This is a genomic window from Janthinobacterium sp. GW822-FHT07H11 (genome assembly GCF_058798615.1).
The window spans coordinates 5407600-5433624 of sequence record NZ_CM179507.1; the positions used below are offsets into that span (position 1 = coordinate 5407600).

A 26025-nucleotide genomic window follows, 5' to 3' on the forward strand; every position below is an offset into this window, starting at 1 on the left:
GTAGGTCGGATTAGCGGCGGTACGCCGCGTAATCCGACGCTGCAAAGCCAACAATGGTGTCGGATTACGCTGCGCCTCGGCGGCGCCGCTAATCCGACCTACGCCTTGTTACCTGCTCTTGTCCGGAAACGCCGGACGCGGCGGCCGCGCGGGTGACGGATTCTTCGCCAGTTCGGCCTGGATCACCTCGATGGCCTTTTCCAGCTGCGGATCGCGGCCGGCGATCACGTCGGCCGGCGTTTGCTCGACTTCGATATCGGGCGCCACGCCTTCGTTTTCCACGCCCCAGCCGTTTTCGCGCGTCCAGAACGCCAGGTTCGGCGCCGTGATCGTGCCGCCATCCATCAGCACGGGAAAGCCGAGGATGCCCACCAGGCCGCCCCAGGTCGCCTTGCCGATCAGCGGACCCATATTATTCTTGCGGAACATCCACGGCAGCAGGTCGCCGCCCGAACCGGCCGTCTCGTCGATCAGCATGGCGCGCGGCCCCTGGATCGACGCGGACGGCGTCTTCATGTCGGCGCCATAGCGCATGGTCCACCAGGCGATTTCCTTCTTCTGCAGGATCTCGAGGTAGTAATCGGCCAGACTGCCGCCGCCATTGAAGCGCTCGTCGACGATGATGGCCTGCCTGTCCGCCTGCGGGAAGAAATAGCGCTTGAAGTAGGTATGGCCCAGGCTGGCCGTGTTCGGCACGTAGACATAGGCCACCTTGCCGCCCGTGGCGGCGTTCACCTTGCGCATATTGCCTTCGATCCAGTCGCGGTTGCGCAGCGCATCCTCGGTGGGCACGGGCACCACGGTGATGGTGCGCGCGCCCTTGCCGTCGGCCGACGGCCCCACGGTGAGGTCGATGGCCTTGCCGGCCGTGTTTTCAAAGGCGCTGTACAAGTTGGTGGGCGGCGCCAGCGGACGGCTGTCGACGGCCAGCAGGTACTCGCCCGCCTTGACGTTCAGGCCCGGTTCCGTCAGCGGCGCGCGCAGGGCGGGATTCCAGTTCAAGCCGCCGTACACCTTCTTGAAGCGGTAATGGCCGTCGCTCACCTCGTAGTCGGCGCCCAGCAGGCCCCCGGGCACCTTCTTCGCCTCGATAAAGTCGTCGCCGCCGCCGCCGCGATGGTGGCCCACGGCCAGTTCGCTGCACATCCACTGGATCAAACGATTCAGGTCCGCGCGGCTGGACAGCTCCGGCAGGAACACGGCGTACTTGTCGCGCATGGCCTTCCAGTCCACGCCATGCATGCCCGGATCATAGAAATAATCGCGGTTGATGCGCCACACCTCGTTGAAGATCTGCGTCCACTCGGCGCGCGGGTCGGCCTTCACCTCGATGGCGTCGACCTTGATCTTGCCTTCGCCGGGCGCCAGCAGCTTGCCCGTGGCGGACCCCATGGCCCAGTTGTCCTTCTGGCGGTACAACAGCTTCTTGCCGTCGGCCGACACTTCGAAGTCGTCCGCCTCGGCCACCACGGTTTCCGCCTTGCGCTCCTTCAGGTCGAAGCGCTGCACGGCCTTCTTGCCGTCGTTTTCACGCAGCAGGAATATCTGGCCGGCGGCGCCCGCCGCCAGGCCGGAGAACTGCGCGGCCGGCAGCGGCAGGTCGACGATGCGCGTGGCGATGCCGTCGAAATCGATGCTGATCGGCGCTACCGGCGCCACCACCACTTTCGGGTCGTCGCGGCCCGTCTTCGGATCGATCTTCGGCTCGTTCTTCGGCTCCGCTTCCGCCTTCGCCATGTCTTTCCTGGTTTCCGCGCTGGCGGCCTTCTCCTCGTCGCTTTCCTTGATCAGCGGCGACGGCAGGTCGCGCCGCAGCACGGCCATCCATACCGTGCGCGTCACCAGGTTGTCTTCGTTCTGCTGCGAGAACCAGTTGTTGCTGGGGCCAGCATTCGTCGAGGCGAAGAAGTACAGGTACTTGCCGCTCTTGTCGAACACGGGTTCGGCCACGTCGGACAGGCCATCGGTGACGGGCATGGACTTGTTCTGCTCGACGGAATAGATATAGGCGCTGCGCGTGTAGGTGGGCGAATTGAGCGTGTAGGCCAGCCAGCGCGAATCGGGCGCCCACGAGGCGCGCATGCTCTTGTCGATGCCATACATCGGCTCCGTGGCTATTCTTTGCACCTTGCCGTTGCCGATGTCGATCACGTACATGCTCCAGCCATTGTCGGCAAACGCGATCTTTTTGCTGTCGGGCGACCAGACGGCATTGTCATAGAAGCCGCTGCCATTGAGCTTGAACTTGCGCACGGCGCCCTTGCCGTCCTGCGCGCGCACATGCAGTTCATATTCACCCGACTCGTCCGAGAAATACGCGACCGAGCGGCCATCGGGCGACCAGATCGGCGTGCGCTCGTTGGCACCGGCCGTCTGCGTCAGGTTGCGCACGTCGCCCTTGTCGGCCGGGATGGTGACGATCTCGCCCCGGTACTCGAACGCCACCCTGGCGCCCGACGGCGAAATCGACGCGTCGCGGATGTACTTCGCATTCTTCACCCAGCGCGGGCGCGTCAGCCCCAGGTCGCTGGCCACGGCTATGCTCAGCTTGTGCGCCTGGCCGCTGGCGATGTCGAACGAGTGCAGATAGCCGGCCTGCTCATAGACGATCCTGCCGCCCGCCGCCGACGCATTCAGCACGGGGAAATCCGTGTGCCGCGTCAGCTGGCGCACGGCTTTCGTCTTCACGTCATAGGCGAACAGGTTGAATTCGCCGTTGCGGTCCGAGCGGAAGTACACGCTGTCGCCTATCCACATCGGATCGACGTCGTTCGAGCGCGTGGTCGGCTGGGGGATTTTCTCGATCGACTTGTCGCTCGACGAAAACAGCCACAGCCAGGAATTGGTGCCGCCCCGGTAGCGCTTCCACTGCTTGAAGGCGGGCATCAGCGGGTTGTAGGCGATGCGCTTGCCGTCCGGCGAATAGGTGGCGCGCGAAGCATTCGGTATCTCCAGCTGGGTTTCCACGCCGCCCGTAACAGGCACGGTAAACAGCTTCTGGAAGCGGTTGTTGAAGGCGGCGCGGGGCGAGGTAAACATCACGGCCTGGCCATCGGGCGTAAACGATTGCGCCAGATCAACCCCCGGGTGGAAGGTCAGGCGGCGCGGCACGCCGCCCGCCGCGGCGATCACATACACATCGGTATTGCCATCGATTTGCGCGCTATAGGCGATCAGGCTGCCGTCGGGCGAAAACACGGGGTTGGATTTTTCACCCAGGTCGGACGTCAGGCGCCGCGCGCCGCCGCCGTCCAGATTCGACAGCCACAGGTCGCCCGCGTAGATGAAGGCGATGTGCCGGCTGGAGACGGCCGGTTCGCTCAGCATGCGGGTGTCCTGGGTATTGGGCAGGGCGAGGGCCGGGTGGCTCAGCAGCAGTGCGCTGGCAGCGGCGATGGCCGTAAGGATGCGTGTCTTTTTCAATCGATGTCTCGCTTATGAAGTCAACAGAACAGAGAAAAAACAGGAAGGTCCATGGCCGGATGCGGATTATCAGGGAATCAATGTTGCATTCGACCAAAGAGAACTATACACCCGGCAGCCGCGCGGAACACGGTAAAATACCGCAAATTACATACCGGCTGCCAGCCCTTCCCGGCAGCCCGCACCCCTACTCAAAGCGCCCCATGTCTGAAAAATTCCTGTATTCCCTCGCCCGTCCGCTGCTGTTCTCGATGGATGCCGAAGCGGCCCACCATCTCACCCTGCCGGCCCTGAAACGCGCCAGCGCGCTGGGGCTGACCAAGCTGGCCGGCAAACCGGCGCCTGACCCGCGCACGGTGATGGGCATCACGTTCCCGAACCCGGTCGGCCTGGCCGCCGGCCTGGACAAGGATGGCGCCTACATCGACGCGCTGGCCGACCTGGGCTTTGGCTCCATCGAAGTGGGCACCGTCACGCCGCGCGCGCAGGCGGGCAATCCGAAACCGCGCATGTTCCGCCTGCCGCAGGCGCAGGGCATCATCAACCGCATGGGCTTTAACAATGGCGGCGTCGATGCGTTTGTGGCCAATGTGCAGGCCTCGAAGTTCTACCAGGAGCGCGCCGGCGTGCTGGGCCTGAACATCGGCAAGAACGCCGACACGCCCATCGAGCGGGCCGCCGACGACTACCTGCTGTGCCTGGAAAAAGTCTACCCGTATGCCAGCTACGTGACGGTAAACATCTCGTCGCCGAATACCAAGAATCTGCGCCAGCTGCAGGGCGCGTCCGAACTCGACGCCCTGCTGTCGCAGCTCAAGGAAGCGCAGGCGCGCCTGGCGGACAAGCACAAGCGCTACGTGCCGCTGGCCCTGAAGATCGCGCCGGACATGGATGGCGAACAGGTGAAAAGCATCGCCGACTCGCTCACGCGCCACCGCATCGACGGCGTCATCGCCACCAACACGACCCTGTCGCGCAGCGCCGTCGAAGGCATGCCGCATGGCGCGGAAGCGGGAGGGTTGTCCGGCGCGCCCGTGTTCGAGCTGTCGAACAATGTGATCCGTTTGCTGAAGGCGGAACTGGGCGAGGCCCTGCCCATCATCGGCGTGGGCGGCATCATGCAAGGGCAGGACGCGGTGGCCAAGTTCGAGGCGGGCGCGCAGCTGGTGCAGCTGTATAGCGGCCTGATTTACGCCGGTCCGGCCCTGATCAAGGATTGCGCGCGCGCGCTGCACGGCAAACAGGCGAAATGATCAACAAGATCAAGCTGGGCGCCAGCAGCCTGGAAGTGAGCCGGATCTGCCTGGGCACGATGACCTTCGGCGAGCAGAATTCGGAAGCCGAAGCGCACAGCCAGCTCGATTACGCGCTCGAGCGCGGCATCAACTTCATCGACACGGCCGAGATGTATCCGGTGATGGCCAGCGCGCAGACGCAGGGCAGCACGGAACGCTACATCGGCAGCTGGCTGAAGAAAAGCGGCCGGCGCGGCGATATCGTCCTGGCCAGCAAGGTGGCGGGACCGAACTCGCGCATGCACTGGATACGCAAGGGCAAGACGGACCACGACGCGGTCAACCTCCGCGCCGCCGTCGAAGACAGCTTGCGCCGCTTGCAGACGGAGCACATAGACCTGTATCAGTTGCACTGGCCCAGCCGCAACCTGCCCATCTTCGGCGCCAGCGTCTATAACCCGCGCAAGGAACACGCCTCGGTCGCCATCGAGGACACGCTGGCCGTGCTGGGCAAGCTGGTCGACGAGGGCAAGATCGGCCACATCGGCGTGTCGAACGAATCGTCGTGGGGCGTGTGCGAATGCATCAAGCAAGCCGAACTGAAAGGCTTGCCGCGCATCGTGTCGATCCAGAACCTGTACAACCTGACGGCGCGCCATTTCGAGACCAGCCTGCTCGACGAAACCTGCCACCGGGAAAATGTCAGCTTGCTGGCCTACAGCCCGCTGGCATTCGGCCAGCTGACGGCGAAATACCTCGACGATCCGCAGGCCAAGGGCCGCCTGACGCGCTTTCCGGCCGGCTGGAGCCCCCGCTACGTGCGCCCCGCCACCATCGCGGCGGCCAGCCAGTATGCGGCGCTGGCCCGCGCGCACGGCTTGACGCCGGCGCAGCTGGCGCTGGCCTGGTGCTACTCGCGCTGGTTCGTCGCCTCGACCATCATCGGCGCCACCAGCGTGGCGCAGTTGCAGCAAAATATCGACGCGCATCAAGTCAGCTTGTCGCCGGAACTGGTGGCGGCCGTCGACGCCATCCACGCCAAGCTGCCCAATCCGGGGCAGTAAGCGCCCTGCGCCTGGCGGCGCATGCCGCCGCCAGGCGAGCAACTCTCACGCACATAGTCGTTTTTATACAACAGCCAGCAATTTACTGCTGTGCAGCATTGCAGCCTTGCCAAGCCGGTCGTATGCTGGAAACGAGGCCATATGCGCTACGCGCGCCATGGCGGCGTGGTTCAGACATTTATTGCATATCAATAGACAGAACTATTCGTAAGCACGCCATGTGCCCACTGTTAATCTGATTGCATCACCGGACCGCCATGGTCCGCGCAACCACCAACCGAAGAGATATTGTCGATGAGTTCAAGCACCGCCCGCTCCCAGCTTCCCGCCGTCCCCGTGAAAACCGTGCTCGCCGCCAGCCTGATCGCCTGCTTCAGCCTGCCCATGCAGGCGCAAGCGCAGCAGGAACTGCCGGCCGAAGGCGAACTGCAATCGGTGGTCGTCACCGGCACCTTCGCCAAGAACCGCCGCACCATCGATTCCGAGTCGCCGATCGACATCCTCACTTCGCGCGACCTGCAAAGCACGGGTTCGGGCGAGCTGGCCACCGTGCTGGCGCGCCTGCTGCCATCGCTGAACTTTGCCCGCGCCACGGGCGCCGACGCCAGCGACGCCGTGCGTCCGGCCCAGCTGCGCGGCCTGTCGCCCGACCAGACCCTGGTGCTGGTGAACGGCAAGCGCCGCTACACGTCCGCCGTGGTCAACGTCAACGGCTCGCTGGGCCGCGGCTCGGCGCCCGTCGACCTGAACGCCATTCCCCTGGCCGCCATCGACCACGTGGAAGTGCTGCGCGATGGCGCGGCGGCCCAGTACGGTTCCGACGCGATTGCCGGCGTGATCAACATCATCCTGAAAAAAGGCGCGGCCGGCGGCGACATCGAAGTGGGCTATGGCCAGACGCAGGAACGCGACGGCAAGCAGAAATCCATCAAGGGCTCGGCCGGTTTCGCCCTGGGCGACGACGGCTGGGTGCGCGTTTCGGCCGAAGTGGCCGAACGCGACCCGACCAACCGCGCCGGCGCCGATTTCCGCAATCCGCTCGAGCCGCGCTACGGCAAGGTCAACCAGCGCTACGGCGACCCGGAAAGCAAGCCGGCGACGATATTCCTCAACAGCGAATACCGCATCAATGACAATGTGGACTGGTACGCCTTCGGCAACTATGGCAAGCGCGACACCTCGGCCGCCGCCACCTGGCGCACGGCCCTGATCACGGACCCGAATAATGCGAAGCTGTTCGTCCAGCGCACGCCGCTCTTCCCGGAAGGCTTTTTGCCATTGCAAAACAGCACACTGACGGACCAGTCCCTGGTGACGGGCTTGCGCGGCGAAGCGGCCGGCTGGCGCTGGGATGCCAGCCTGAACTACGGCAGCAACAAGTTCGAACTGGACCTGGACAACACGGTCAACCAGTCGCTGGGCGCCAACAGCCCCACGCATTTCCATGCGGGCTCGTTGAAAAACGAACAGACCGTATTGAACCTCGATGCGGCGCGCGAATTTCCCGTGTCTTACTTGACGGGCCCGCTGACGGTAGCCGTGGGCGCCGAAGCGCGCCATGAAAAGTACAGCATCGGCGCCGGCGATCAAGCATCGTACACGGGCGGCGGATCGCAAGGCTTTGCCGGCTTCCGTCCTGTCAACGCGGGCAGTCACTCGCGCCACAACGAATCGGTCTATGTGAACCTGGAAGCGGAAGCGACGAAAAACCTGTCCGGCGGCGTGGCCCTGCGCCATGAGCGCTACAGCGATTTCGGCAGCACCACCTCGGCCAAGGGTTCGGCCCGCTATGCGTTCACGGACGCGCTGTCCCTGCGCGGCACCGTGTCGAGCGGCTTCCGCGCGCCGTCGCTGGCGCAGCAGTACTACACCATTACCACCACCAACTTCCAGGTCGTCAACGGCGTCAACACGCCGATCGAAACGGGCACCTTCGCCGTCAACACGCCGCAGGCGCGCGCTCTGGGCGCCCAGGATCTGAAACCGGAAAAGGCACGCAACTACAGCCTGGGCCTGCAGTTCCAGCCGACCCGCAACTTCACGACGACGGTGGACGCCTACCGCATCGACATCGACAATCGCATCCTGTTCTCGGCCAATCTGGTCCTCAACAATGCATTGAAAAACGTCCTGGCCGCACAAGGCACGCCTGTGGGTTCGGGACGCTATTTCACCAACGCCGTCGATACGCGTACGGAAGGCGTGGACATCGTCAGCACCTACCGCATCGACCTGCAGGACAAGGACCGCCTCGACCTCACCGTGGCATACAACCACAACAAGAGCACGGTACGGAGAATCGCCGACAATCCGGCCATCCTGACGGCCAACAACCTGAAACTGATCGACCGCCAGAGCATCGACCGCATCACGGTGGCGTCGCCGAAGGACAAGTTCAGCCTGGCCGCCGATTATGGCTTCGGCATCTGGAACGTACATGGCGTCGTGACGCGCTACGGCAGCTTCACCGTGCCGCAGAACGACGTCAAGCTGGACCAGACCTACGACCCGCAATGGGTGCTGGACGTATCCGGTTCCGTGAAACTGGGCAAGAACTGGCGCCTGGTGGCCGGCATCGACAACGTCAGCAACCGCTACCCGGCGCAAGTGACCAGCAACGGCAACCTGAACGTCAACGGTACCCAGCCCTACAGCATCTTCGCGCCGAACGGCTTCAACGGCCGCTATTACTACGCCAAGGCTGGCTATAGCTGGTAAATACGGCTCCGCCATGCAAAAAGCCCGCGCATCGTGCGATGCGCGGGCTTTTTTTCATGTCTTGCGCCCGCGGGCGCAGCAGGCTCAGGCGCGGCGGCGGCGCGCGACAAAACCGACCAGGCCCAGGCCCAGCATCAGCATGCCGTAGGTCGCTGGCTCAGGCACCGCCGAGACCGAACTGTAGGCGCGGAAATTGCTCAGGCCACGCGGCAGGTTGCCGATGCTGAAGACCGTATTGGCGGCAACAGGGCTATCCCAGTGGAACAGCAATTCGCCACGGCCATAATGCACGGCCAGGTAGTCAAAGCTGGAGCTGATCTTGAACGAACCGGACTTGCCGCTTTCCAGATCGCCCTGGGCGGTAGGGAGCAAGGAGCCGGTGCCGCTCGATGGCAGGCCAAACTGCGTATTGAGCAAGGACCTGATCGCGGCCGCGCTTTGCGCGTTGGGCGGGTTGGCACCGTCGTAGACCCAGACCGTAGCGGCGGCCACCGGGCCATAGGTAACGGCTTTTCCGCCCACCAGGAAACCGCTCATGGCCGGATCCGTGATTTCCACCCATTTCGCCGCTTGGGCCAAAGGCGCCACGCAAGCCGATATGCCCAGGCAAAGACCCAGCAAAGCATGTTTGGTCGTGTTCATATATTCCCCTAATTCAAATATTTCAATAAATACAATCTTGATTATTTTTTTGTCATATTACGTAGCGCTGAGCAAAAGATATCACCCAAGAAATCAAAATGCAATAAAAGAAACTTATTTGACCATTGGCATTTCCAATCGAACCCATCAATATACGTCCAAGCCGGGCTATGGCAAGGGCATGCTTCAGGCCGGCGAAGGCCGGACACCGCCGCTGGCAGCATGACTGTTGTAGATCCGCACAACCTCAGCCCGGCAATCGTGCCAGCCAGGCAGCGGGCTGGCCTGGACGGTATCTGTGGTCATCCTGGCATGTAATCGGCTACCATGGACAGTCCTCCACTTTGACGACGGATAACCATGCCCAGCTGGCATCTGGCCGACGCAGCCGACCTGGCGGCGCGCCACCGCTACACCTTCTACAAATCGCCACCGGAAGCCATCGCCCGGGTGCGCCCCGGCGAGGTGGTCAAGCTGATCTTCGCCTTCCACAGCGACGACCCGCAGGCGCCGGGCGCCGAGCGCATGTGGGTACTGGTCGAGACGGTGGACCCCAGCGGCCGCTTCACGGGCAAGCTCGACAACATGCCCGGCTACATCGCCGATTTGCAGGCGAAAGACCCCATCGCCTTCGAAGCGCGCCACATCATCAATACGCAGCATGACGATGACGATAACCTCGTCAACCGCTATGCGGGCCTGTGCTTCGTGACAAAAAGAGTGCTGGAAGACGGCGCGCCCGTCGGCTATCTGTACCGCGAGGAGCCGGACAACGACGACGACAGCGGCTGGCGCTTCACGGCCAACGACGAGAGCGACGATTACGTCAACGACAGCGCCAACGTGGCCCTCGTCTCGCTCGGTGCCGTGCTCGGCGTGGACGACCGCTTCATTGCGCTGCTGGACGCTCCCGCCGGCGCGGCCTATGCCTTCGACCACGACACGCAACAATTCATGGCGGTGAACGAATGACGACAGATGAACTGAAAGACTTTTGCGCGGCGCAGCCGGGCGCGCAAGCCGTGCTGCACGGCGCGCCGTCGAATATCCTCGTGTTTGCGGTGGCGGGGAAAAAATTTGCGTATTTCAAGACCAGCGCACCGGAACAGTGGCGCTTCAGCCTGCGCGCCAGCGCGGAACGCTTCATCGAACTGACGGACATGCCGGGCGTGAAACCGGCCCGCTACATGGGCCGTTTCCACTGGGTCAGCATCGTCGACGTGACGCGCTTCCCTTCCGCCTATCTGACGGAGCTGGTGCAGGATTCCTACGCGCGCGCCGTCGCCAGCCTGACCCGCGCGCAAAGGGCGGCCATCGCCTAGAGCGCTTCCTCTCCCGCCATGGCGCGGTCGATATCGGCGCGCGTCAGGTCCGGCGCCAGCTGCAGGATGAATTCATAGGCATACGAACGCAGGTAGGCGCCGCGGCGCACGGCCAGGCGCGTCGTGTTCGTGGCGAACAGGTGCGACGCTTCCACGGCCCTTAACCCCTTGTCGCGGCCATGGTCGAAGGCCATCGAGGCGACGATGCCCACGCCCAGGCCCAGCGCCACGTATTGCTTGATGACGTCGGAATCCATGGCCGTGAGGATGATGTCGGTGGCCACGCCCGCCTTGGCGAAGGCGTCGTCGATATGGCCGCGGCCCGTGAAACCCTTGTCGTAGGTAATCAAGGGATACTTGGCCAGGTCTTCCAGGCGGATGGGCGAGTGTTCGAGCAGCGGATGGCCGTCCGGCACGACGATCAGATGGCTCCAGCGGTAGCACGGGAAGGACACGAGGTCGGGGAACTGGCTCAGGCCTTCCGTGGCGATGCCGATGTCGGTCTTGCCCGAGAGCACCCATTCCGCGATATGCTCGGGAGCGCTTTGTTGTAGCGCAATGCGCACGTCGGGATAGGCGGCGCGGAAGCTCTGCACCACTTTCGGCAGCGCATAGCGCGCCTGCGTGTGCGTGGCCGCCACCGATAACGTTCCGCTGGTCTGGCCGCTGTATTCGAGGCTGGCCTGCTGCAGGTTTTCCGCCTCGATCAGCAGGCGGTCGACGATCTTCAAGATACCCTTGCCCGGCTCCGTCAAGCCCGTCAGGCGCTTGCCGTTGCGCTCGAAAATGACCACGCCCAGCTCGTCCTCGAGTTCGCGGATTTGCCGGCTCACGCCCGGCTGCGAGGTGAACAGGGCGTTCGCCACTTCCGTCAGGTTATAGCCGCGGCGCGCCGCTTCGCGGATCGAGCGCAGTTGTTGAAAGTTCATGGCATTCCAATATTAAGTTCTTGATGTGGGTTCGACAAAGACATGCAGGCGTTTCGGGCGGACAACTAACGTCTCGCCTTCCTTCAGCTGCAGATGCGTAAACCGCTCGTTCGACATCACCGCTTCGATCAGTTCGCTGTTATCGACGCGCTGCAAGTCCAGCTGGGCCAGCGGGCCGATCGCATGGGCGCGGCTCAGTTTCACGACGATGCCTTCCGCGCCCTGCGTGTAGCGGTCGATTTCCAGGTCGTGCGGACGCACATAGGCCGTGCCCTTGCTGTCGCTCACGCCCGCGTAATCAGGCACTTCGAAGCTGGCGTCGCCGGTGGCCATCACGCCGTCATGCACGCGGCCGTGGAACAGGTTGACGTTGCCGAGAAAACCGTAGACAAACGGCGAGGCCGGGTGGTTGTAGACTTGCTCCGGGGAACCGAGTTGCTCGACGGTACCCTTGTTCATCAGCACCACCTGATCCGCCACTTCCAGCGCCTCTTCCTGGTCATGCGTGACGAAAATGCTGGTCACATGCAAGTCGTCATGCAAACGGCGCAGCCAGCGGCGCAATTCCTTGCGCACCTTGGCGTCGAGCGCGCCGAACGGCTCGTCGAGCAGCAACACGCGCGGTTCGACAGCCAAGGCGCGCGCCAGGGCAATGCGCTGGCGTTGCCCACCCGACAATTGCGGCGGATAGCGGTCGGCCAGCCAGTCCAGCTGCACCAGCTCCAGCAAATCTTTCACTTTACGGCGGATCTGGTCTTCCGACGGGCGCTCGCTGCGCGATTTCACGCGCAAGCCAAAGGCCACGTTTTCGAAGACCGTCATGTGCTTGAACAGCGCATAGTGTTGAAACACGAAACCGACCTGCCGCTCGCGCACGTGGCGGTTCGATGCATCTTCCGCGTCCAGCAGCACCTGGCCGCTGTCCGGGTGTTCGAGGCCGGCGATGATGCGCAGCAAGGTGGTCTTGCCGCAACCGGACGGTCCCAGCAGGGCCGTCAATTCGCCGGCGGGAAAGTCCAGCGAGATATTGTCGAGGGCAACGAAATCGCCGAAGCGCTTGTGGATGTTCTTAACTGCGATGGTCATATCAGTGCTCCGTGGAACGTAAGGCGGAATCGTCGGCGTCGCTCTCGTTCAAACGCCACTCAATAAAGGCTTTCAGGGCCAGGGTCACCAGCGCCAGCAAGGCCAGCAGGGAGGCGACGGCAAACGCGGCGGCGAAGTTGTACTCGTTGTACAGAATCTCCACCTGCAAGGGCATGGTGTTCGTTTCGCCGCGGATGTGGCCGGAGACCACGGACACGGCGCCGAACTCGCCCATGGCGCGGGCATTACACAGGATCACGCCATACAGCAAGCCCCACTTGATATTTGGCAAAGTGACTCTGCGGAAAGTGTTCCAGCCCGAGGCGCCCAGCACGATGGCGGCTTCTTCCTCTTCGCTGCCCTGCGACTGCATCAGCGGGATCAGTTCGCGCGCCACGAAGGGAAAAGTAATGAAGATGGTGGCCAGCACGATGCCGGGCACGGCAAACAAAATCTTGATGTCATGCGCCTGCAGCCACGGGCCGAACCAGCCCTGGGCGCCAAACATCAGCACATAGATCAGGCCGGAAATCACGGGCGAGACGGAAAACGGCAAGTCGATCAGGGTCAATAAAATGCTCTTGCCGCGGAATTCGAACTTGGCGATGCACCAGGAAGCGGCCACGCCAAAGACCAGGTTCAGCGGCACGGCGATGGCGGCCGTGATCAAGGTCAACTTGATGGCGGAAATCGCGTCCGGGTCGATGATGGCGGCGATATACGCTTCCCAGCCCTTCTTGAACGCTTCCGCAAACACGGCCACCAGGGGCACGATGAGGAACGCCGTCAGGAACAGCAGGGCGATGCTGATCAATACCGTGCGCACCCACAAGGGTTCGAGCACGACGGGGCCGACGTTCGGCTCGAAGCGGCGTGCCTTCGGCAGCGCATCGTCTACCTTGGTGATGGCAGTCATATTCGTACTCATGATTTCTTCGCCTTTCCGCGCGTCCATGCTTGCAGCAGGTTAATCGTCAACAGCAGCAGGAAGGAAGCCACCAGCATCACCACGGCGATGGCCGTGGCGCCCGCGTAATCGTATTGTTCCAATTTGGTAATAATGAACAGCGGCGTGATTTCCGACACCATCGGCATATTGCCGGCGATAAAGATCACCGAACCGTACTCGCCCGTGGCGCGGGCAAAGGCCAGCGCAAAGCCCGTCAGCAAGGAGGGTAAAATCGTGGGGAAGATGACGCGGATAAACGTTTGCAACGAGGAAGCACCGAGGCTGGCGGCCGCCTCTTCCAGCTCCTTTTCCGCGTCTTCCAGCACCGGTTGCACGGTGCGCACGACGAAGGGCAAGCCGATGAAGGTCAGCGCCACCACCACGCCCAGCGGCGTGAACGCCACCTTGATGCCCAGCACGCCTTCGATGAACTGGCCGAACCAGCCGTTCGACGAATACAAAGCCGTCAGGGTGATGCCGGCCACGGCCGTCGGCAAGGCGAACGGCAAGTCGACCAGTGCATCGATGATGCGCTTGCCGGGAAACTTGTAGCGCACCAGCACCCAGGCCAGGATGCCGCCGAATATCACGTTGAGGAAGGCGGCGATCAGCGAGGCGCCGAAGGTCAGCCGGTACGAGGCCATCACGCGCTCGGACGTGACGGCGCTGAAGAAGGCGTCCCATGTCATGGTGAAGGTCTTCAGGAACACCGACGACAGCGGGATGAGGACGATCAGGGCCAGGTAAAAGAGCGTGAAGCCCAGTGACAGCTTAAACCCCGGCATGACCCGAAACGGCGCGCCGCGCGCCTTGAACGGTGCTGCTGATGCTGCAGACATAGAAACCCCTTCTTATTACATTTTTGAGTTATAGGGCGCAATAATCACATGCAACCGTTATAAAAAGAACTAACCATTTCTCATTTGCTTAGATGGATTTTGCATACTTGCCGGCGGAATCCATGGACGAAAAAAAACGCACCGGCGAGGTGCGTTTTTTAGGAACAAGAGTGCCGAATAAAACGTTCAGGGCGAGGCGCGTTGCCGAAGACAGTACGAATGTACGGCGAGGCAATGCCACAACGCCATGGACGTTTTTTCGGTGCTCTTACTTGTTGGGCTGCGGCGTCAAGCGCAAGTACGGTTTGGCGGCCGTAAATCCCTTCGGATATTTCTGCTTGATCACGTCCGGGTCTTGCACGGTCAAGGGGATGATGACGTCGTCGCCATCCTTCCAGTTGCCGGGCGTGGCCACCGTGTAGCCGTCCGTCAGTTGCAGGGCGTCGATGACGCGCAGGATTTCATCGAAGTTGCGGCCCGTGCTGAGCGGATACGTGAGGATCAGGCGCACTTTCTTGTTCGGGTCGACGATGAAGACGGAGCGCACGGTGGCCGTGACGGACTGTTCCGGGTGGATCATGTCGTACAGCACCGACACTTTCTTGTCGACGTCGGCGATGATGGGGAAGCCCACCACCGTGTTTTGCGTCTCTTCGATATCCTTGATCCAGCTCTTGTGCGCCTCGGCCGCGTCCACGGACAGGGCGATGGCCTTCACGTTGCGCTTGTCGAATTCCGGCTTGAGCTTGGCCGTCAGGCCCAATTCCGTCGTGCACACGGGCGTGAAGTCGGCAGGGTGGGAAAACAGCACCACCCAGGAATTGCCCGCCCACTCGTGGAACTTGAGCGTGCCGATGGAGCTGTCTTGTTCAAAATCAGGGGCGACATCGCCCAGGCGTAAAGTCATCGTGATCTCCTTGAGAAGTTGTGTAGCGAAGATGTTCGTCGTATCAGGCTGCCTGACGGTGGCGTTTGTCGCTTTGCGCCAGATCAAACAGCGTCTGCAATTGCGCCTGGCCGTAAATCCAGTCGCCCAGGCCAGATTCCGCGTTGATATGGCCGAGTTCTCCACCATCAATATACTTGCAATTCCAGCGCCGCGCCCACTGCGTGGCATGCTCGGCCGTCATCCACGGGTCCGTCCGGCTGGCGATCAGGATGCCGGGACACGGCAGGCGCTTTTGCGGCAAGGCCTTGGCCACGCCGAACCTGTCCGGATCGGCCGGCCCCACCAGCAGCACGCCCGCCACGCCCTGCGGGTCGCGGGCCAGGCTGTGCGCCGCCGTCAGGCAGCCGAAGCTGTGGGCGACGATCAGGGTCGGGCGACCATCCTGGCGCCGCACCTGGTCCAGGCGCGCCGACCAGGCGGCCAGGTCGGGATGGCTCCAGTCATCCTGCTCGACCCGCTCGAATTGCGGATACAGGCGCTGCCAGCGGCTCTGCCAGTGCTCGGGGCCGCTGTTATGCAAGCCCGGCACGATCAGTACCCGGTAATCGGAAAAGCTGCGCAGCGCCATGATGGTTCCTTCAAAAATCAGCACAGGCAGGCTTGCGCCTGCCCTGCTTGATTATTTCGGTTGATAAATCTGGTCGAAGATGCCGCCATCGGCAAAGTGCGCCTTCTGCGCCGCCGTCCAGCCGCCCGCCACTTGCTCGATGGTGAACAGGTTGACCTTGGCAAACTGCGACGCGTATTTCTTGGCCGCCTTGTCCGTAGCCGGACGGTAGTAGTTCTTCGCGATGATGTCTTGCGCTTCATCCGTGTACAGGTAGTGCAGGTAAGCCTCGGCCACCTTGCGCGTACCGTGCTTGTCGGCAAACTTGTCGACGACGGCCACGGGCGGCTCGGCCAGGATGCTGACGGACGGCGTGATGATGTCGAACTTGGTCGGGCCCAGTTCCTTGACGGCGAGATAGGCCTCGTTTTCCCAGGCGATCAGCACGTCGCCGATGCCCCGTTCGACGAAGGTGGTGGTGGCGCCGCGCGCGCCGGAATCGAGCACGGGCACGTTTTTATACAGTTTGCCGAGGAAATCCTTGGCCTTGGCTTCGCTGCCGCCCGGCTGACGCAAGGCGTAGCCCCAGGCAGCCAGGTGGTTCCAGCGGGCGCCGCCCGAGGTTTTCGGGTTCGGCGTGATGACGGAGACGCCCGGCTTGATCAGGTCGTTCCAATCCTTGATGCCTTTCGGGTTGCCCTTGCGCACCAGGAACACGATGGTCGAGGTGTACGGCGAGCTGTTGTGCGTCAGGCGCTTTTGCCAGTCGGCGGCCAGCAGCTTGTGCTCGGCCAGCGCATCGATGTCGTAGGCCAGGGCCAGCGTGACCACATCCGCTTCCAGGCCGTCGATGACGGCGCGCGCCTGCTTGCCGGAACCGCCATGCGATTGCTTGATCTTGACGTTGTCGCCCGTCTTGCCCTTCCACTCCTTGGCAAATGCCGTATTCACATCCTGGTACAGCTCGCGCGTCGGGTCGTACGACACATTGAGCAGGGTGATATCGGCAGCCTGCGCCGTTTGCAGGACGGCAAACGCGCTGAGGGCGGCGGCAATGATGATTTTTTTCGACAGCATCTAAGATCCCCGTATGGTTGAACTTTCAGAGCCACCAGAGTACGGCGCCACGGCCGCAAAGAGAACGAAGCGTTTCGCCGTTTGATATACATTTTTCGCATATGGACGGCGTGCAACGGGGATTTAGTGCTTAATAAAAACGGTTGAACAGCACCACGGCCCAGGTGGCAAAGGCCAGGATGCAGGTCAGCAGCACGGCGGCGCTGCCGAAGTCCTTGGCGTTTTTCGACAGCGGATGGCGCTCGAGCGAGATGCGGTCGACCACGGCTTCCAGCGCGGAGTTGATCAATTCGACGATGAGGACCAGCAGCAGCACGCCGATCAGCACCAGCTTTTCAAAGGCGGAAATGCGCAGCAGCAAGGCGATCACCGTGCCGACGACGAACAAACCGAGTTCCTGGCGGAACGCATGTTCATGGCGCCAGGCCGCCTTCAAGCCGTCCAGCGAATAAAAAAAAGCGGAAAAAATCCGTTTCAGGCCGCTTTTACTCTTGAATTCATTTACAGGTTGCATAGTTTTCCATGGTTCAAAGCCTATCCGGTGTACGCATTATGACGGGCGGCGTAGGGATTGTGACAATTTAATCGCTTTATATCTCGGAACATTTCACTATTTTTTCACATCATGGTATAAAGAAGGATGAATACTGCATTGCACCAAATCCATCATGAAAATTGAACCGGTCGCAGCCCCGAAGACGACGATCCAGGTGATCGAGCGCATGGTCGCCCTGCTCGACGCCCTGGCCAAATATTCCGACCCCGTCAGCCTGAAGGAATTATCGAAGGTTTCCGGCCTGCATCCGTCGACGGCGCACCGCATCCTCAACGACATGGTGCTCACGCGCTTCGTCGACCGCATCGAACCGGGCACCTACCGCCTGGGCATGCGCCTGCTGGAACTGGGCAATGTGGTGAAAAGCCGCCTCAGCGTGCGCGAAGCGGCGCTGGACTTCATGCGCCAGCTGCACAAGAAAACCCAGCAGACGATCAACCTGTCCGTGCGCCAGGGCGACGAGATCGTCTACATCGACCGCGCGTTTTCCGAGCGCTCGGGCATGCAGGTGGTGCGCGCCATCGGCGGCCGCGGCCCGCTGCACCTGACCTCGACGGGCAAGCTGTTCCTTTCCGTGGACGAGCCGAAAGCCATCCGCGCCTATGCCACGCGCACGGGCTTGGCCGGGCACAACAAGAATTCCATCACGGATCTGCAAAAGCTCGAGCGCGAGCTGAGCCTGGTGCGCGAACGCGGCTATGCGCGCGACAATGAAGAGCTGGAACTGGGCGTGCGCTGCATGGCCGCCGGCATTCGCGACGACTCGGGCAAGCTGATCGCCGGCCTGTCGATCTCGGCCCCCGCCGACCGCCTGCAGGATGAGTGGCTGGTGGACCTGGTGGAAACGGCGAACCAGATTTCCGTCACACTGGGATTCATTCCCCAAGACTGAGAACGCCTGACCAAACCTACTACGCGGCGCGCTTTGCGGCCTGCGATGCTCACCGGCTCGGCGCCCCCGTACAGAGTACGGTTGCGCTTCTTAGCCACAAATCACTACCGCTCGCTACGGTTTTGTCAGGCGTCGTAACGATAACCCTCTGCATTAACCGCCGGGCAAGCTCATGTTGGCAGGCTTGAGTGCTTCCAGCCACTTGCGCATGCGTCCCGCATCGGCCGTACGCGACTGTTTCCCCTTGGAATCAAGGAAGACCATGATCACGGCCCGTCCTTCGATGACGGCCTGCATCATCAGGCAACGTCCCGCCTCATTGATGAAACCCGTCTTTTGCAAGCCGATTTCCCAGCCGGGATTGGCCACCAGGTGATTCGTATTGCCAAACTGCATGGGCTGGCCGCTGGCTTCGACGATGGCTTTCGGGTCCGTCGAGTACTGGCGCAGCAGCGGATGGCGGAAGGCGGCCATGGCCAGCTTGCCCAGGTCGCGCGCGCTGGCCACGTTCATTTTCGACAGGCCGCTGGAATCGACGTAATGCGTATCGAGCATGCCCAGCTGGCGCGCCTTGCTGTTCATGGCGTCGACAAAGGCGGGCAAGCCGCCCGGATAGTTGCGGCCCAGCGCCGAGGCGGCACGGTTTTCCGAACTCATCAGGGCGATGTGCAGCATATTGGCGCGTGTCAATTGCGAGCCCACTTTCAGGCGCGAGCTGCTGAACTTGGCACGGTCGACATCGTCGTCCGTGATCGTCAGCAGCTCATCCATGTCCTGGCGCGCTTCGACCACCACCAGGCCCGTCATCATCTTGGTGATGGAGGCGATGGGCAGGGCCACGTTGGAATTCTTTTCAAACAGCACTTCCGCATTGGCCTGGTCCAGCACCAGCGCCACGCTCGACTTGAGGTCGAGCGGATCGCGCGTCAGGTTCAGGCCCGCCAGGTCGCCCATGGTGGGCATGGGCGCGGCCATGGGCACGGCCACGCTGCTGACTTTTTGATAGATGACCTTGCGTTTGCCGCGCACCATGACGACACGGCGCACGCTCTTTTCGCGCGGCGCGGCCGTCGCGCCCTTGCGCAGCACGACCTTGACTTTCTTGGTGTTGTGTTTCTTGGAGGCCGAGGATTTGCCGTTCGCTTCCTTGGCGTGCACGGCCGCAGCCGGCGCCAGCGCAAACAGCAGGGAAGCCAAGACACCCAGCGCAAGTTTAAACTTAGCCATTCGATAATTCCCCGTGAAGCTGTTGCCTTATTGCAGTGTAGCGAAATGCAGAGTAATCGCAAGCTCATTTAACAGTTGGGACAGTATTTATTGCGGCAACGAAAGACAAATCGTTGACCGTCGACAAACAAACTCATCCTTAAACCGCCGTTTACCTGTGCATGGCGCTATACATGACTAGACATCCATGAATTTAACAAAGCCGGACAGCGGCTCGCGTTCCGTACTCAGCCGGTTTTCAATCTTGTCCGGGTCCGCATGGCCGAGGGCCATGCCGCACACGACCATTTCACTGGCCGGCAAGTGCAACTCATCGCTGATGATGTCATGGTAATGGATGAAGGCCGCTTGCGGGCAAGTATCGAGTCCCCGCGCGCGCGCCGCCAGCATGATGTTTTGCAAGAACATGCCGTAGTCCAGCCAGGAGCCCTGCTCCAGCACGCGCTCGATGGTGAAGATCAGGCCCACGGGCGCATCGAAAAACTGGAAATTGCGCCCATGCTGGGCGGCCATGCCGGCCGTGTCGCCACGCTCCAGGCCCAGCAGCTGATACAGGTCCAGGCCGATCTTGCGGCGGCGCTCGATGAAGGGCGCCGTCCATTGCCGCGGGTAATAGGTATACGAGGCCGTGCGCGCGGGCGCCTCGGGCGCCGTCGGCGTCGCATACGCCGCGAGGATGCGGCGCGACAGGCGCAGCCGCGCCTCGCCCGACAGCACGTAGACTTTCCACGGCTGCATGTTGGCGCCCGAGGGCGCGCGCGCGGCCACTTCCAGGATGCGCGCGATATCGTCCTGCGCCACCGGCGTGGGCAAAAAGGCGCGGATCGAGCGGCGCGACAGGATGGCCGCATCGACGGCTTGCCGCGTCGACGGTGTTTCGGATGCTTGCTTGCTCACTGCCCGGCTCTCCTGCTGGTTTTCCACTACATGCACTATTTCTTGACAACAAACACTACGCCGACCACGGCCACCAGCATGCCGGCGATGCCCAGCATATTGAACGCTTCGCCGAACATCAGCCAGGCCATGACGGCCGTCGTGGGCGGCGTCAGGTACAGCAAGCCCGTCACTTTCGTCGCGTCGCTGCGGCGTATCAGGGCGAACAGCAGGAAGATGGCGCCGATGGACAGCACGAGTACCGACCACAGCAAGGCACCAATAAAATTTCCCGTCCATTGCACGTTACTAAAATGCAAGTCCAACCCTTCGTAATACAGGGCGAACGGCAGCACCACCACGATGGAGGCGGCAAACTGCACCACCGTGCCGGTGCGCAAGTCAAACTGCGGACAGTGGCGTTTTTGATACATGGTGCCGGCCGTCATCGACAGCAGGGCGAACACGCACAGCAGCACGCTTTCCACGGTCAGGCCCACGAGGTTGATCTTCGCATACACGACCAGGGCCACGCCCAGCAGGCCGAAAAACAGGCCCAGCCACTGGCGCGGGCGCACGGATTCGCCGATCAGCGGCGCGGCGCAGGCCGTCAGCACGGGCTGCATGCCCACGATCAGCGCGGACAGGCCGGCCGGCATGCCCAGCTTGATGGCGCACCAGACGCCAGCCAGGTAGCCGGCCTGCATCAAAATGCCGGCCACGGCGATCTGGCGGAACTGCCCCACGGGCCACGGCGCGCGCAATACCAGCACCAGCGGCAGCAGGATCACCAGCACGCCCAGGAAGCGCAGCAGCAAGAAGGTCAGCGGCGGCGCATACGGCAAGCCGAACTTGGCGACGATAAAGCCCGTACTCCATAACAACACGAAGAACGCAGGCAAGGCCATCGGCGTCAGCGTGGCGAGAAAGGGGGCTTTGCCGCTGGCGCCAGCCGCGGCGGGAAGATTGGACATATTTTCAACTCGGGAAACGGGGTCGGCACCGGTGCGCTGCGCCAGTGCGGGAGGCAAAGTCTAGCATGCTGCGCCGCGATCGTCCCGGCAGGGCGTGGAAAAGGCAATTTGCGGCAAACAATTAACACGCAGGAATCAAATATTATTCTTTAGAAACAAAGGCTTTTGACCCAAATCTATTCAATTGTTGCATCGCACAAGATTCGCTTGACTTAACTTTTTTTAACCGTAGAATAGGGTTTGTTGCGTTGCACAATTTATTGTTCAGCTTGAAAATTTAGAGTCACCTGCTTCCCAAACGGTACACGCAGCATCAAATTAACCAGATTTCAACATTTTGGAGATTTATATGTTTTCAATTCCTGAGCAGTTTTCGTCCGCTACCAAAGCCAACCTGGAAGCCCAGTTCGCCCTGTTCTCGTCGCTGACGGGCAAGGCCTTCGAAGGCATCGAAAAGATCGTCGAACTGAACCTGACCGCCGCCAAGGCCACGCTGGAAGAATCGACCGCCGCCGCAAAACAATTGCTGGCTGCTAAAGACCCACAAGAATTTTTCTCGCTGACCGCTGCCCAAGCCCAGCCTAGCGCCGAAAAGGCCATCGCCTACGGTCGTCACCTGGCTGCCATCACGTCCGGCACGCAAGCCGAATTCAGCAAAGCGGCTGAATCGCAAATCGCCGAAACGAACCGCAAGGTCATCTCGCTGGTCGAAGAAGTCACCAAGAACGCGCCAGCCGGCTCGGAAAACGCAGTGGCCATCTTCAAAAGCGCGATCGGCAATGCCAACGCAGGTTACGAGCAATTCACGAAGACCAGCAAGCAAGCCGTGGAAGCCATCGAAGCCAACCTGGCATCGGCCGTGAACCAGTTCACGCAAGCGGCTGAAAAAGTCGTGCCGCGCGCTGCCAAGTAATTGTAGCAGGGGCCGCCAAGGCGCTCCCGCCCTACCTGCTCCTCCGGCATCCGCCTTGTACTCCTCCACGGATGTCTCTTGCCCCGGCCTGCGCCGGGGTATTTTTTTGCGTGCCTCGTCCTACTCGCCCAGATACGCCGCCTTCACGCGCGGGTCGTCGAGCATGTCGGCCGCATTGCCGCCCATGGTGACCAGGCCGGAATCCATCACATAGCCGCGGTGCGCCGCCTGCAGGGCCAGGCGGGCATTCTGCTCGACCAGCAAGATGGTGATGCCCTCGCTGGAAACCTTGCGGATCACCTCGAAGATTTTCTCCACCATGATGGGCGACAGGCCCATCGACGGCTCGTCGAGCAGCAGCAGCCTGGGATGGCACATCAGGGCGCGCGCCATGGCCAGCATCTGCTGTTCGCCGCCCGACAGGGTGCCGGCCATCTGCGCCGCCCGCTCCTTCAGGCGCGGGAACACGTCGAACCACTTGGCAATGTCATCCTCGACACCGGCCTTGTCCGTGCGCGTGTAGGCGCCCATCATGAGGTTTTCGCGGATCGACATGCGCGTAAACACGCCCCGCCCTTCCGGCACCATGGCCAGTTTTTTTTCCACCAGGTGGAACGACTTCGTGCCCTTGAGCGACTCGCCCAGGTAGCTGATCGTCCCCTCGACCTTGCAGGCCGGCAAGGTGCCGGTGATGGCTTTCAGGGTCGTCGTCTTGCCGGCGCCATTCGCGCCGATCAGGGCGATCAGTTCGCCCTCGTTGACTTCCAGGTCGATGCCTTTCACCGCCTTGATGCCGCCGTAAGCCACGTGCAGGCCCGCCACCTTCAATATATTGCTCATGCGTGCGATCCCCCCAGGTAAGCCTCGATGACGGCCGGGTTTTGTTGTATTTCGGCCGGCAAGCCTTCCGCGATGCGCTTGCCATATTCGAGCACCGTGATGCGGTCGCACAGCCCCATCATCAGTTTCACGTCGTGCTCGATCAACAGCACGGTCTTGCCTTCGGCCTTGATTTTTACCAGCAATTCGCGCAGGGCCAGCTTTTCCGTGGCATTCATGCCGGCCGCCGGCTCGTCCAGGGCCAGCAGGGTGGGATCGGTGGCCAGCGCGCGGGCGATTTCCAGGCGCCGCTGGTCGCCGTACGACAAGAAGCGCGCCGTGCGGCTGGCGAACTGGGCGATGCCGACGAAATCGAGCAGTTCCATGGCGCGCCGGCGGATAGCCGCCTCTTCCTCGCGCGCCGCCCTGTGGCGGAAAATGGCGCCGAACACGCCCTGGTGCGAGCGCACGTGGCGCCCCACCATGACGTTTTCCAGCGCCGTCATGTCGCCGAACAGGCGGATGTTCTGGAAGGTGCGCGCAATGCCCGCCTTGGCCACCTTGTGCGGCGCCGACGGCGAGTACGGCTTGCCGGCCAGCTCGAAGGTGCCCGTGTCGGGCTGGTACAAGCCCGTGATGACGTTAAAGAAAGTGGTCTTGCCAGCGCCGTTCGGTCCGATCAAGCCATAGATCTGGCCTTGCCGGATGGTAATGCCCACGTCGGTCAGCGCCTGCAGGCCGCCAAAACGTTTATTTACGCCGGCGATATTGAGAATGATCTGTTCGCTCATGGTGTTTCCTCCCCTTAAGCGGACACGACGCCGGTGGATTTATTGGGCTGGTCGACATCGTGGTCGGGCCGGTCCTCGTGCTTGGGCGACGGCCACAGGCCCGCTGGGCGATTGAGCATGATCAATACCATGGCCAGGCCGTACAGCAACTGGCGCAATACTTCCGCCTCGATCACCACGTGGCCGAACAGCGCCTGCTGGGCCGGCTCCACCACGTGGCGCAGCACTTCGGGAATGGATGCCAGGATCACGCCGCCCAGGATCACGCCCGGAATGTGGCCGATGCCGCCCAGCACCACCATGGCCAGCACGGCGATCGATTCCGTCAGCGAGAACGATTCCGGCGAGACAAAGCCCTGGAACGAGGCAAACATGGCGCCGGCCACGCCGCCGAACGAGGCGCCCATGGAAAAGGCCAGCAATTTCACGTTGCGCGTGTTGATGCCCATGGCCTTGGCGGCGATCTCGTCTTCGCGGATGGCGACCCAGGCGCGGCCCAGGCGCGAATGCTGCAGCCGCTTGGTGACGAACACGACGGCGATGCACAGGAAGAGGAATAGAAAATAATAGGCGTTCACGGACGGCATGGAAAAACCGGCCACCGTGACGGTGCTGTTGGTGCCCGCCTCGCCCGCCAGGTTGACGCCGAAGATGCGGATCGGATCGATCAAATTGATGCCTTGCGGACCATTCGTGAAATTGATCGGGTCGTTCAAATTGTTCATGAAGATACGGATGATCTCGCCAAAGCCCAGGGTCACGATGGCCAGATAGTCGCCGCGCAGCTTGAGCGTCGGCGCGCCCAGCAGGGCGCCGAACAGGCCCGCTACCGCGGCGGCCAGCGGCACGATGAGCCAGATCGACAAATGAATGCCGTTCTCGCGGATTTCCGGCCCCATCAGCTGCACCAGGGTTGCGCCCAGCACCGGATACTGGTTCACCACCGATTCGAGCAGGATGGCGAACTGGGGCGAGGCCAGCAGGGCCGTCAGGTAGGCGCCCACGGCATAAAACGCGATGTAGCCGAGGTCGAGCAGGCCGGCGAAGCCGACGACGATGTTCAGGCCCAGGGCCAGCATGATGTACAGCAAGGCCATGTCGATGATGCGCACCCACGAGTTGCCGAACTGCGCGGCAAAAAACGGGAACACCATCAGCAGCGCGGCCAGGCCCAGCATGCCGGCGTAGGCCTTGGCGGGATTCTTTTTTGCGTCGAAATCGAGTAGTGCCATGATTAATCTCCCAGTGTCACATCAGGCACGGTCGGCCACGCGTTCGCCCATGATGCCGGACGGGCGCAGGGTCAGCACGATGATCAGCACGACGAAGGCAAAGATATCCTGGTAGTGGCTGCCCAGGAAACCGCCCGTGATGTCGCCGATATAGCCGGCGCCCAGGCTCTCTATAATGCCCAGCAAGATACCGCCTATCATGGCGCCATAGATATTGCCGATGCCGCCCAGCACGGCCGCGCAGAAGGCCTTCAGGCCGGGAATGGCCCCCATGGAAAACTGGATCGAGGCATAGTTGGCACCCCACATCACACCCGCCACGGCCGCCAGCGCGGCGCCGATGGCAAACGTGGCGACGATGACCTTGTCGGAATCGACGCCCATGAGACCCGCCACGCGGGGGTTTTCCGCCGTGGCGCGCATGGCGCGGCCCATCCTGGTTTTTTCCACCAGCAAGACCAATCCACCCATGGAGAGCGCGGCCAGGGCCAGCAGCAGCACTTGCGTTTGCGAAATGACGGCGCCGCCCACATTAATGGGGTCGGTCGACAGCAGTTGCGGGAAAGGCAAGGGATTGCGCGTCCAGATCATCATGGCAAAGGTCTGCAGCAGGATGGACACGCCGATGGCGGTGATCAGGGGAGCGAGGCGGGGGGCGTTGCGCAGGCGGCGGTAGGCGACCCGCTCGATGAGGATATTGACCAGGATACAGATGGGAATGGCGCCGAGGATGGCGGTGGCCAGTTTCAAATAGCCTGGCCAGTCGGGCACGTAGATGCCCAGCAGCTTGAGGATGCTCAAGCCTACCATGGCGCCGATCATGAGCACGTCGCCATGGGCGAAGTTGATCAGGTTCAGGACACCGTACACCATCGTGTAGCCGAGAGCGACTAAGGCATACATGCTGCCCAGCACCAAGCCATTGATGATTTGCTGGATGAATGTATCCATGGTCAGATTGCCCT

24 protein-coding genes and 1 pseudogene are annotated in these 26025 nt (G+C 62.1%); 8 read left to right on the plus strand and 17 right to left on the minus strand.

Going from position 1 to position 26025, the window contains the following annotated elements:
- Nucleotides 1–108: 108 nt before the first annotated feature.
- Nucleotides 109–3423 (minus strand): S41 family peptidase, encoded by a 3315-nt coding sequence (locus AC3RCJ_RS23850; protein ID WP_492963675.1) that lies wholly within the window; start codon nucleotides 3421–3423, stop codon nucleotides 109–111.
- A 203-nt stretch (nucleotides 3424–3626) separates the two neighbouring features.
- Here AC3RCJ_RS23850 and AC3RCJ_RS23855 point away from each other — a divergent pair, with 203 nt between their 5' ends.
- The 3 genes from AC3RCJ_RS23855 (at nucleotide 3627) to AC3RCJ_RS23865 (ending at nucleotide 8440) form a co-directional block, all read left to right on the plus strand.
- A complete protein-coding gene (locus tag AC3RCJ_RS23855; protein ID WP_492963673.1) occupies nucleotides 3627–4676 on the plus strand; it encodes a quinone-dependent dihydroorotate dehydrogenase in 1050 nt (349 codons plus the stop codon).
- Nucleotides 4676–5722, plus strand: a complete 1047-nt coding sequence (locus AC3RCJ_RS23860) for an aldo/keto reductase (protein WP_492963687.1) — start codon at nucleotides 4676–4678, stop codon at nucleotides 5720–5722. The genes AC3RCJ_RS23855 and AC3RCJ_RS23860 overlap by 1 nt, the downstream gene beginning before the upstream one ends.
- A gap of 294 nt (nucleotides 5723–6016) precedes the next feature.
- Nucleotides 6017–8440: a TonB-dependent receptor plug domain-containing protein gene (locus AC3RCJ_RS23865; protein WP_492963671.1), complete on the plus strand. Its 2424-nt coding sequence runs from the start codon at nucleotides 6017–6019 to the stop codon at nucleotides 8438–8440.
- A gap of 84 nt (nucleotides 8441–8524) precedes the next feature.
- Here the strand turns inward: AC3RCJ_RS23865 and AC3RCJ_RS23870 are convergent.
- Nucleotides 8525–8620: pseudogene (locus tag AC3RCJ_RS23870) on the minus strand (FxDxF family PEP-CTERM protein); the annotation flags it as partial.
- Nucleotides 8621–8975: 355 nt separating this feature from the next.
- On the opposite strand from AC3RCJ_RS23870, the gene AC3RCJ_RS23875 reads away from it, so the two are divergent.
- The 3 genes from AC3RCJ_RS23875 to AC3RCJ_RS23885 all read left to right on the plus strand — a co-directional run bounded on the left by AC3RCJ_RS23875 (nucleotide 8976) and on the right by AC3RCJ_RS23885 (nucleotide 10404).
- Entirely contained in the window at nucleotides 8976–9308 is a 333-nt protein-coding gene (locus AC3RCJ_RS23875; protein WP_492963669.1) for a hypothetical protein, read from the plus strand.
- A gap of 134 nt (nucleotides 9309–9442) precedes the next feature.
- On the plus strand, nucleotides 9443–10054 hold the full coding sequence (locus tag AC3RCJ_RS23880) for an immunity protein Imm33 domain-containing protein (RefSeq protein WP_492963667.1): 612 nt from the start codon (nucleotides 9443–9445) through the stop codon (nucleotides 10052–10054).
- Nucleotides 10051–10404 (plus strand): MmcQ/YjbR family DNA-binding protein, encoded by a 354-nt coding sequence (locus AC3RCJ_RS23885; RefSeq protein WP_492963665.1) that lies wholly within the window; start codon nucleotides 10051–10053, stop codon nucleotides 10402–10404. Before AC3RCJ_RS23880 ends, AC3RCJ_RS23885 begins: the two co-directional genes overlap by 4 nt.
- Here AC3RCJ_RS23885 and AC3RCJ_RS23890 read toward each other — a convergent pair.
- The 8 genes from AC3RCJ_RS23890 to AC3RCJ_RS23925 all read right to left on the minus strand — a co-directional run bounded on the left by AC3RCJ_RS23890 (nucleotide 10401) and on the right by AC3RCJ_RS23925 (nucleotide 17294).
- Nucleotides 10401–11333: a CysB family HTH-type transcriptional regulator gene (locus tag AC3RCJ_RS23890; RefSeq protein ID WP_076568188.1), complete on the minus strand. Its 933-nt coding sequence runs from the start codon at nucleotides 11331–11333 to the stop codon at nucleotides 10401–10403. The genes AC3RCJ_RS23885 and AC3RCJ_RS23890 overlap by 4 nt on opposite strands.
- 12 nt (nucleotides 11334–11345) lie before the next feature.
- Nucleotides 11346–12419 (minus strand): sulfate/molybdate ABC transporter ATP-binding protein, encoded by a 1074-nt coding sequence (locus tag AC3RCJ_RS23895; RefSeq protein WP_492963663.1) that lies wholly within the window; start codon nucleotides 12417–12419, stop codon nucleotides 11346–11348.
- Between the two features lies 1 nt (nucleotide 12420).
- Entirely contained in the window at nucleotides 12421–13347 is a 927-nt protein-coding gene (gene cysW / locus AC3RCJ_RS23900; RefSeq protein ID WP_492963661.1) for a sulfate ABC transporter permease subunit CysW, read from the minus strand.
- Complete coding sequence (cysT, locus tag AC3RCJ_RS23905; protein ID WP_492963685.1) at nucleotides 13344–14153, minus strand: sulfate ABC transporter permease subunit CysT; 810 nt, start codon at nucleotides 14151–14153, stop codon at nucleotides 13344–13346. Before cysT ends, cysW begins: the two co-directional genes overlap by 4 nt.
- Before the next feature lie 322 nt (nucleotides 14154–14475).
- On the minus strand, nucleotides 14476–15114 hold the full coding sequence (locus AC3RCJ_RS23910) for a peroxiredoxin (RefSeq protein ID WP_492963659.1): 639 nt from the start codon (nucleotides 15112–15114) through the stop codon (nucleotides 14476–14478).
- 43 nt (nucleotides 15115–15157) lie between these two features.
- Nucleotides 15158–15724: an RBBP9/YdeN family alpha/beta hydrolase gene (locus tag AC3RCJ_RS23915; RefSeq protein ID WP_492963657.1), complete on the minus strand. Its 567-nt coding sequence runs from the start codon at nucleotides 15722–15724 to the stop codon at nucleotides 15158–15160.
- Between the two features lie 51 nt (nucleotides 15725–15775).
- Nucleotides 15776–16780 carry a sulfate ABC transporter substrate-binding protein gene (locus AC3RCJ_RS23920; RefSeq protein WP_492963655.1) on the minus strand — a complete coding sequence of 335 codons (1005 nt, stop codon included), beginning with the start codon at nucleotides 16778–16780 and terminating at the stop codon, nucleotides 15776–15778.
- A gap of 130 nt (nucleotides 16781–16910) precedes the next feature.
- Nucleotides 16911–17294: a diacylglycerol kinase gene (locus tag AC3RCJ_RS23925; RefSeq protein ID WP_070281337.1), complete on the minus strand. Its 384-nt coding sequence runs from the start codon at nucleotides 17292–17294 to the stop codon at nucleotides 16911–16913.
- Nucleotides 17295–17448: 154 nt separating this feature from the next.
- Here AC3RCJ_RS23925 and AC3RCJ_RS23930 point away from each other — a divergent pair, with 154 nt between their 5' ends.
- The gene (locus tag AC3RCJ_RS23930; protein WP_046685991.1) at nucleotides 17449–18228 is read left to right on the plus strand and encodes an IclR family transcriptional regulator; all 780 of its coding nucleotides are present in this window, start codon (nucleotides 17449–17451) and stop codon (nucleotides 18226–18228) included.
- Between the two features lie 153 nt (nucleotides 18229–18381).
- Here the strand turns inward: AC3RCJ_RS23930 and pbpG are convergent, their stop codons facing one another.
- From pbpG to AC3RCJ_RS23945, 3 genes are all read right to left on the minus strand, one after another.
- Entirely contained in the window at nucleotides 18382–19455 is a 1074-nt protein-coding gene (pbpG, locus tag AC3RCJ_RS23935) for a D-alanyl-D-alanine endopeptidase (protein WP_492963653.1), read from the minus strand.
- A gap of 177 nt (nucleotides 19456–19632) precedes the next feature.
- Nucleotides 19633–20352 (minus strand): nitroreductase, encoded by a 720-nt coding sequence (locus AC3RCJ_RS23940; protein WP_492963651.1) that lies wholly within the window; start codon nucleotides 20350–20352, stop codon nucleotides 19633–19635.
- Between the two features lie 35 nt (nucleotides 20353–20387).
- Nucleotides 20388–21305, minus strand: coding sequence for a DMT family transporter (locus AC3RCJ_RS23945; RefSeq protein ID WP_492963649.1), 918 nt, complete (start codon nucleotides 21303–21305; stop codon nucleotides 20388–20390).
- Between the two features lie 349 nt (nucleotides 21306–21654).
- Here AC3RCJ_RS23945 and phaP point away from each other — a divergent pair, with 349 nt between their 5' ends.
- The gene (gene phaP, locus AC3RCJ_RS23950; RefSeq protein ID WP_492963647.1) at nucleotides 21655–22218 is read left to right on the plus strand and encodes a TIGR01841 family phasin; all 564 of its coding nucleotides are present in this window, start codon (nucleotides 21655–21657) and stop codon (nucleotides 22216–22218) included.
- A 120-nt stretch (nucleotides 22219–22338) separates the two neighbouring features.
- Here phaP and AC3RCJ_RS23955 read toward each other — a convergent pair whose 3' ends face one another.
- Genes AC3RCJ_RS23955 through AC3RCJ_RS23970 form a run of 4 tightly spaced genes read right to left on the minus strand, consistent with a single transcriptional unit; the run spans nucleotide 22339 to nucleotide 26011 of the window.
- Nucleotides 22339–23058: an ABC transporter ATP-binding protein gene (locus AC3RCJ_RS23955; protein ID WP_492963645.1), complete on the minus strand. Its 720-nt coding sequence runs from the start codon at nucleotides 23056–23058 to the stop codon at nucleotides 22339–22341.
- Complete coding sequence (locus AC3RCJ_RS23960) at nucleotides 23055–23828, minus strand: ABC transporter ATP-binding protein (protein WP_492963643.1); 774 nt, start codon at nucleotides 23826–23828, stop codon at nucleotides 23055–23057. The genes AC3RCJ_RS23955 and AC3RCJ_RS23960 overlap by 4 nt, the downstream gene beginning before the upstream one ends.
- 14 nt (nucleotides 23829–23842) lie before the next feature.
- Nucleotides 23843–25060, minus strand: a complete 1218-nt coding sequence (locus AC3RCJ_RS23965) for an ABC transporter permease subunit (RefSeq protein WP_492963641.1) — start codon at nucleotides 25058–25060, stop codon at nucleotides 23843–23845.
- Nucleotides 25061–25081: 21 nt separating this feature from the next.
- Nucleotides 25082–26011 (minus strand): branched-chain amino acid ABC transporter permease, encoded by a 930-nt coding sequence (locus AC3RCJ_RS23970; protein WP_492963639.1) that lies wholly within the window; start codon nucleotides 26009–26011, stop codon nucleotides 25082–25084.
- Nucleotides 26012–26025: the final 14 nt, after the last annotated feature.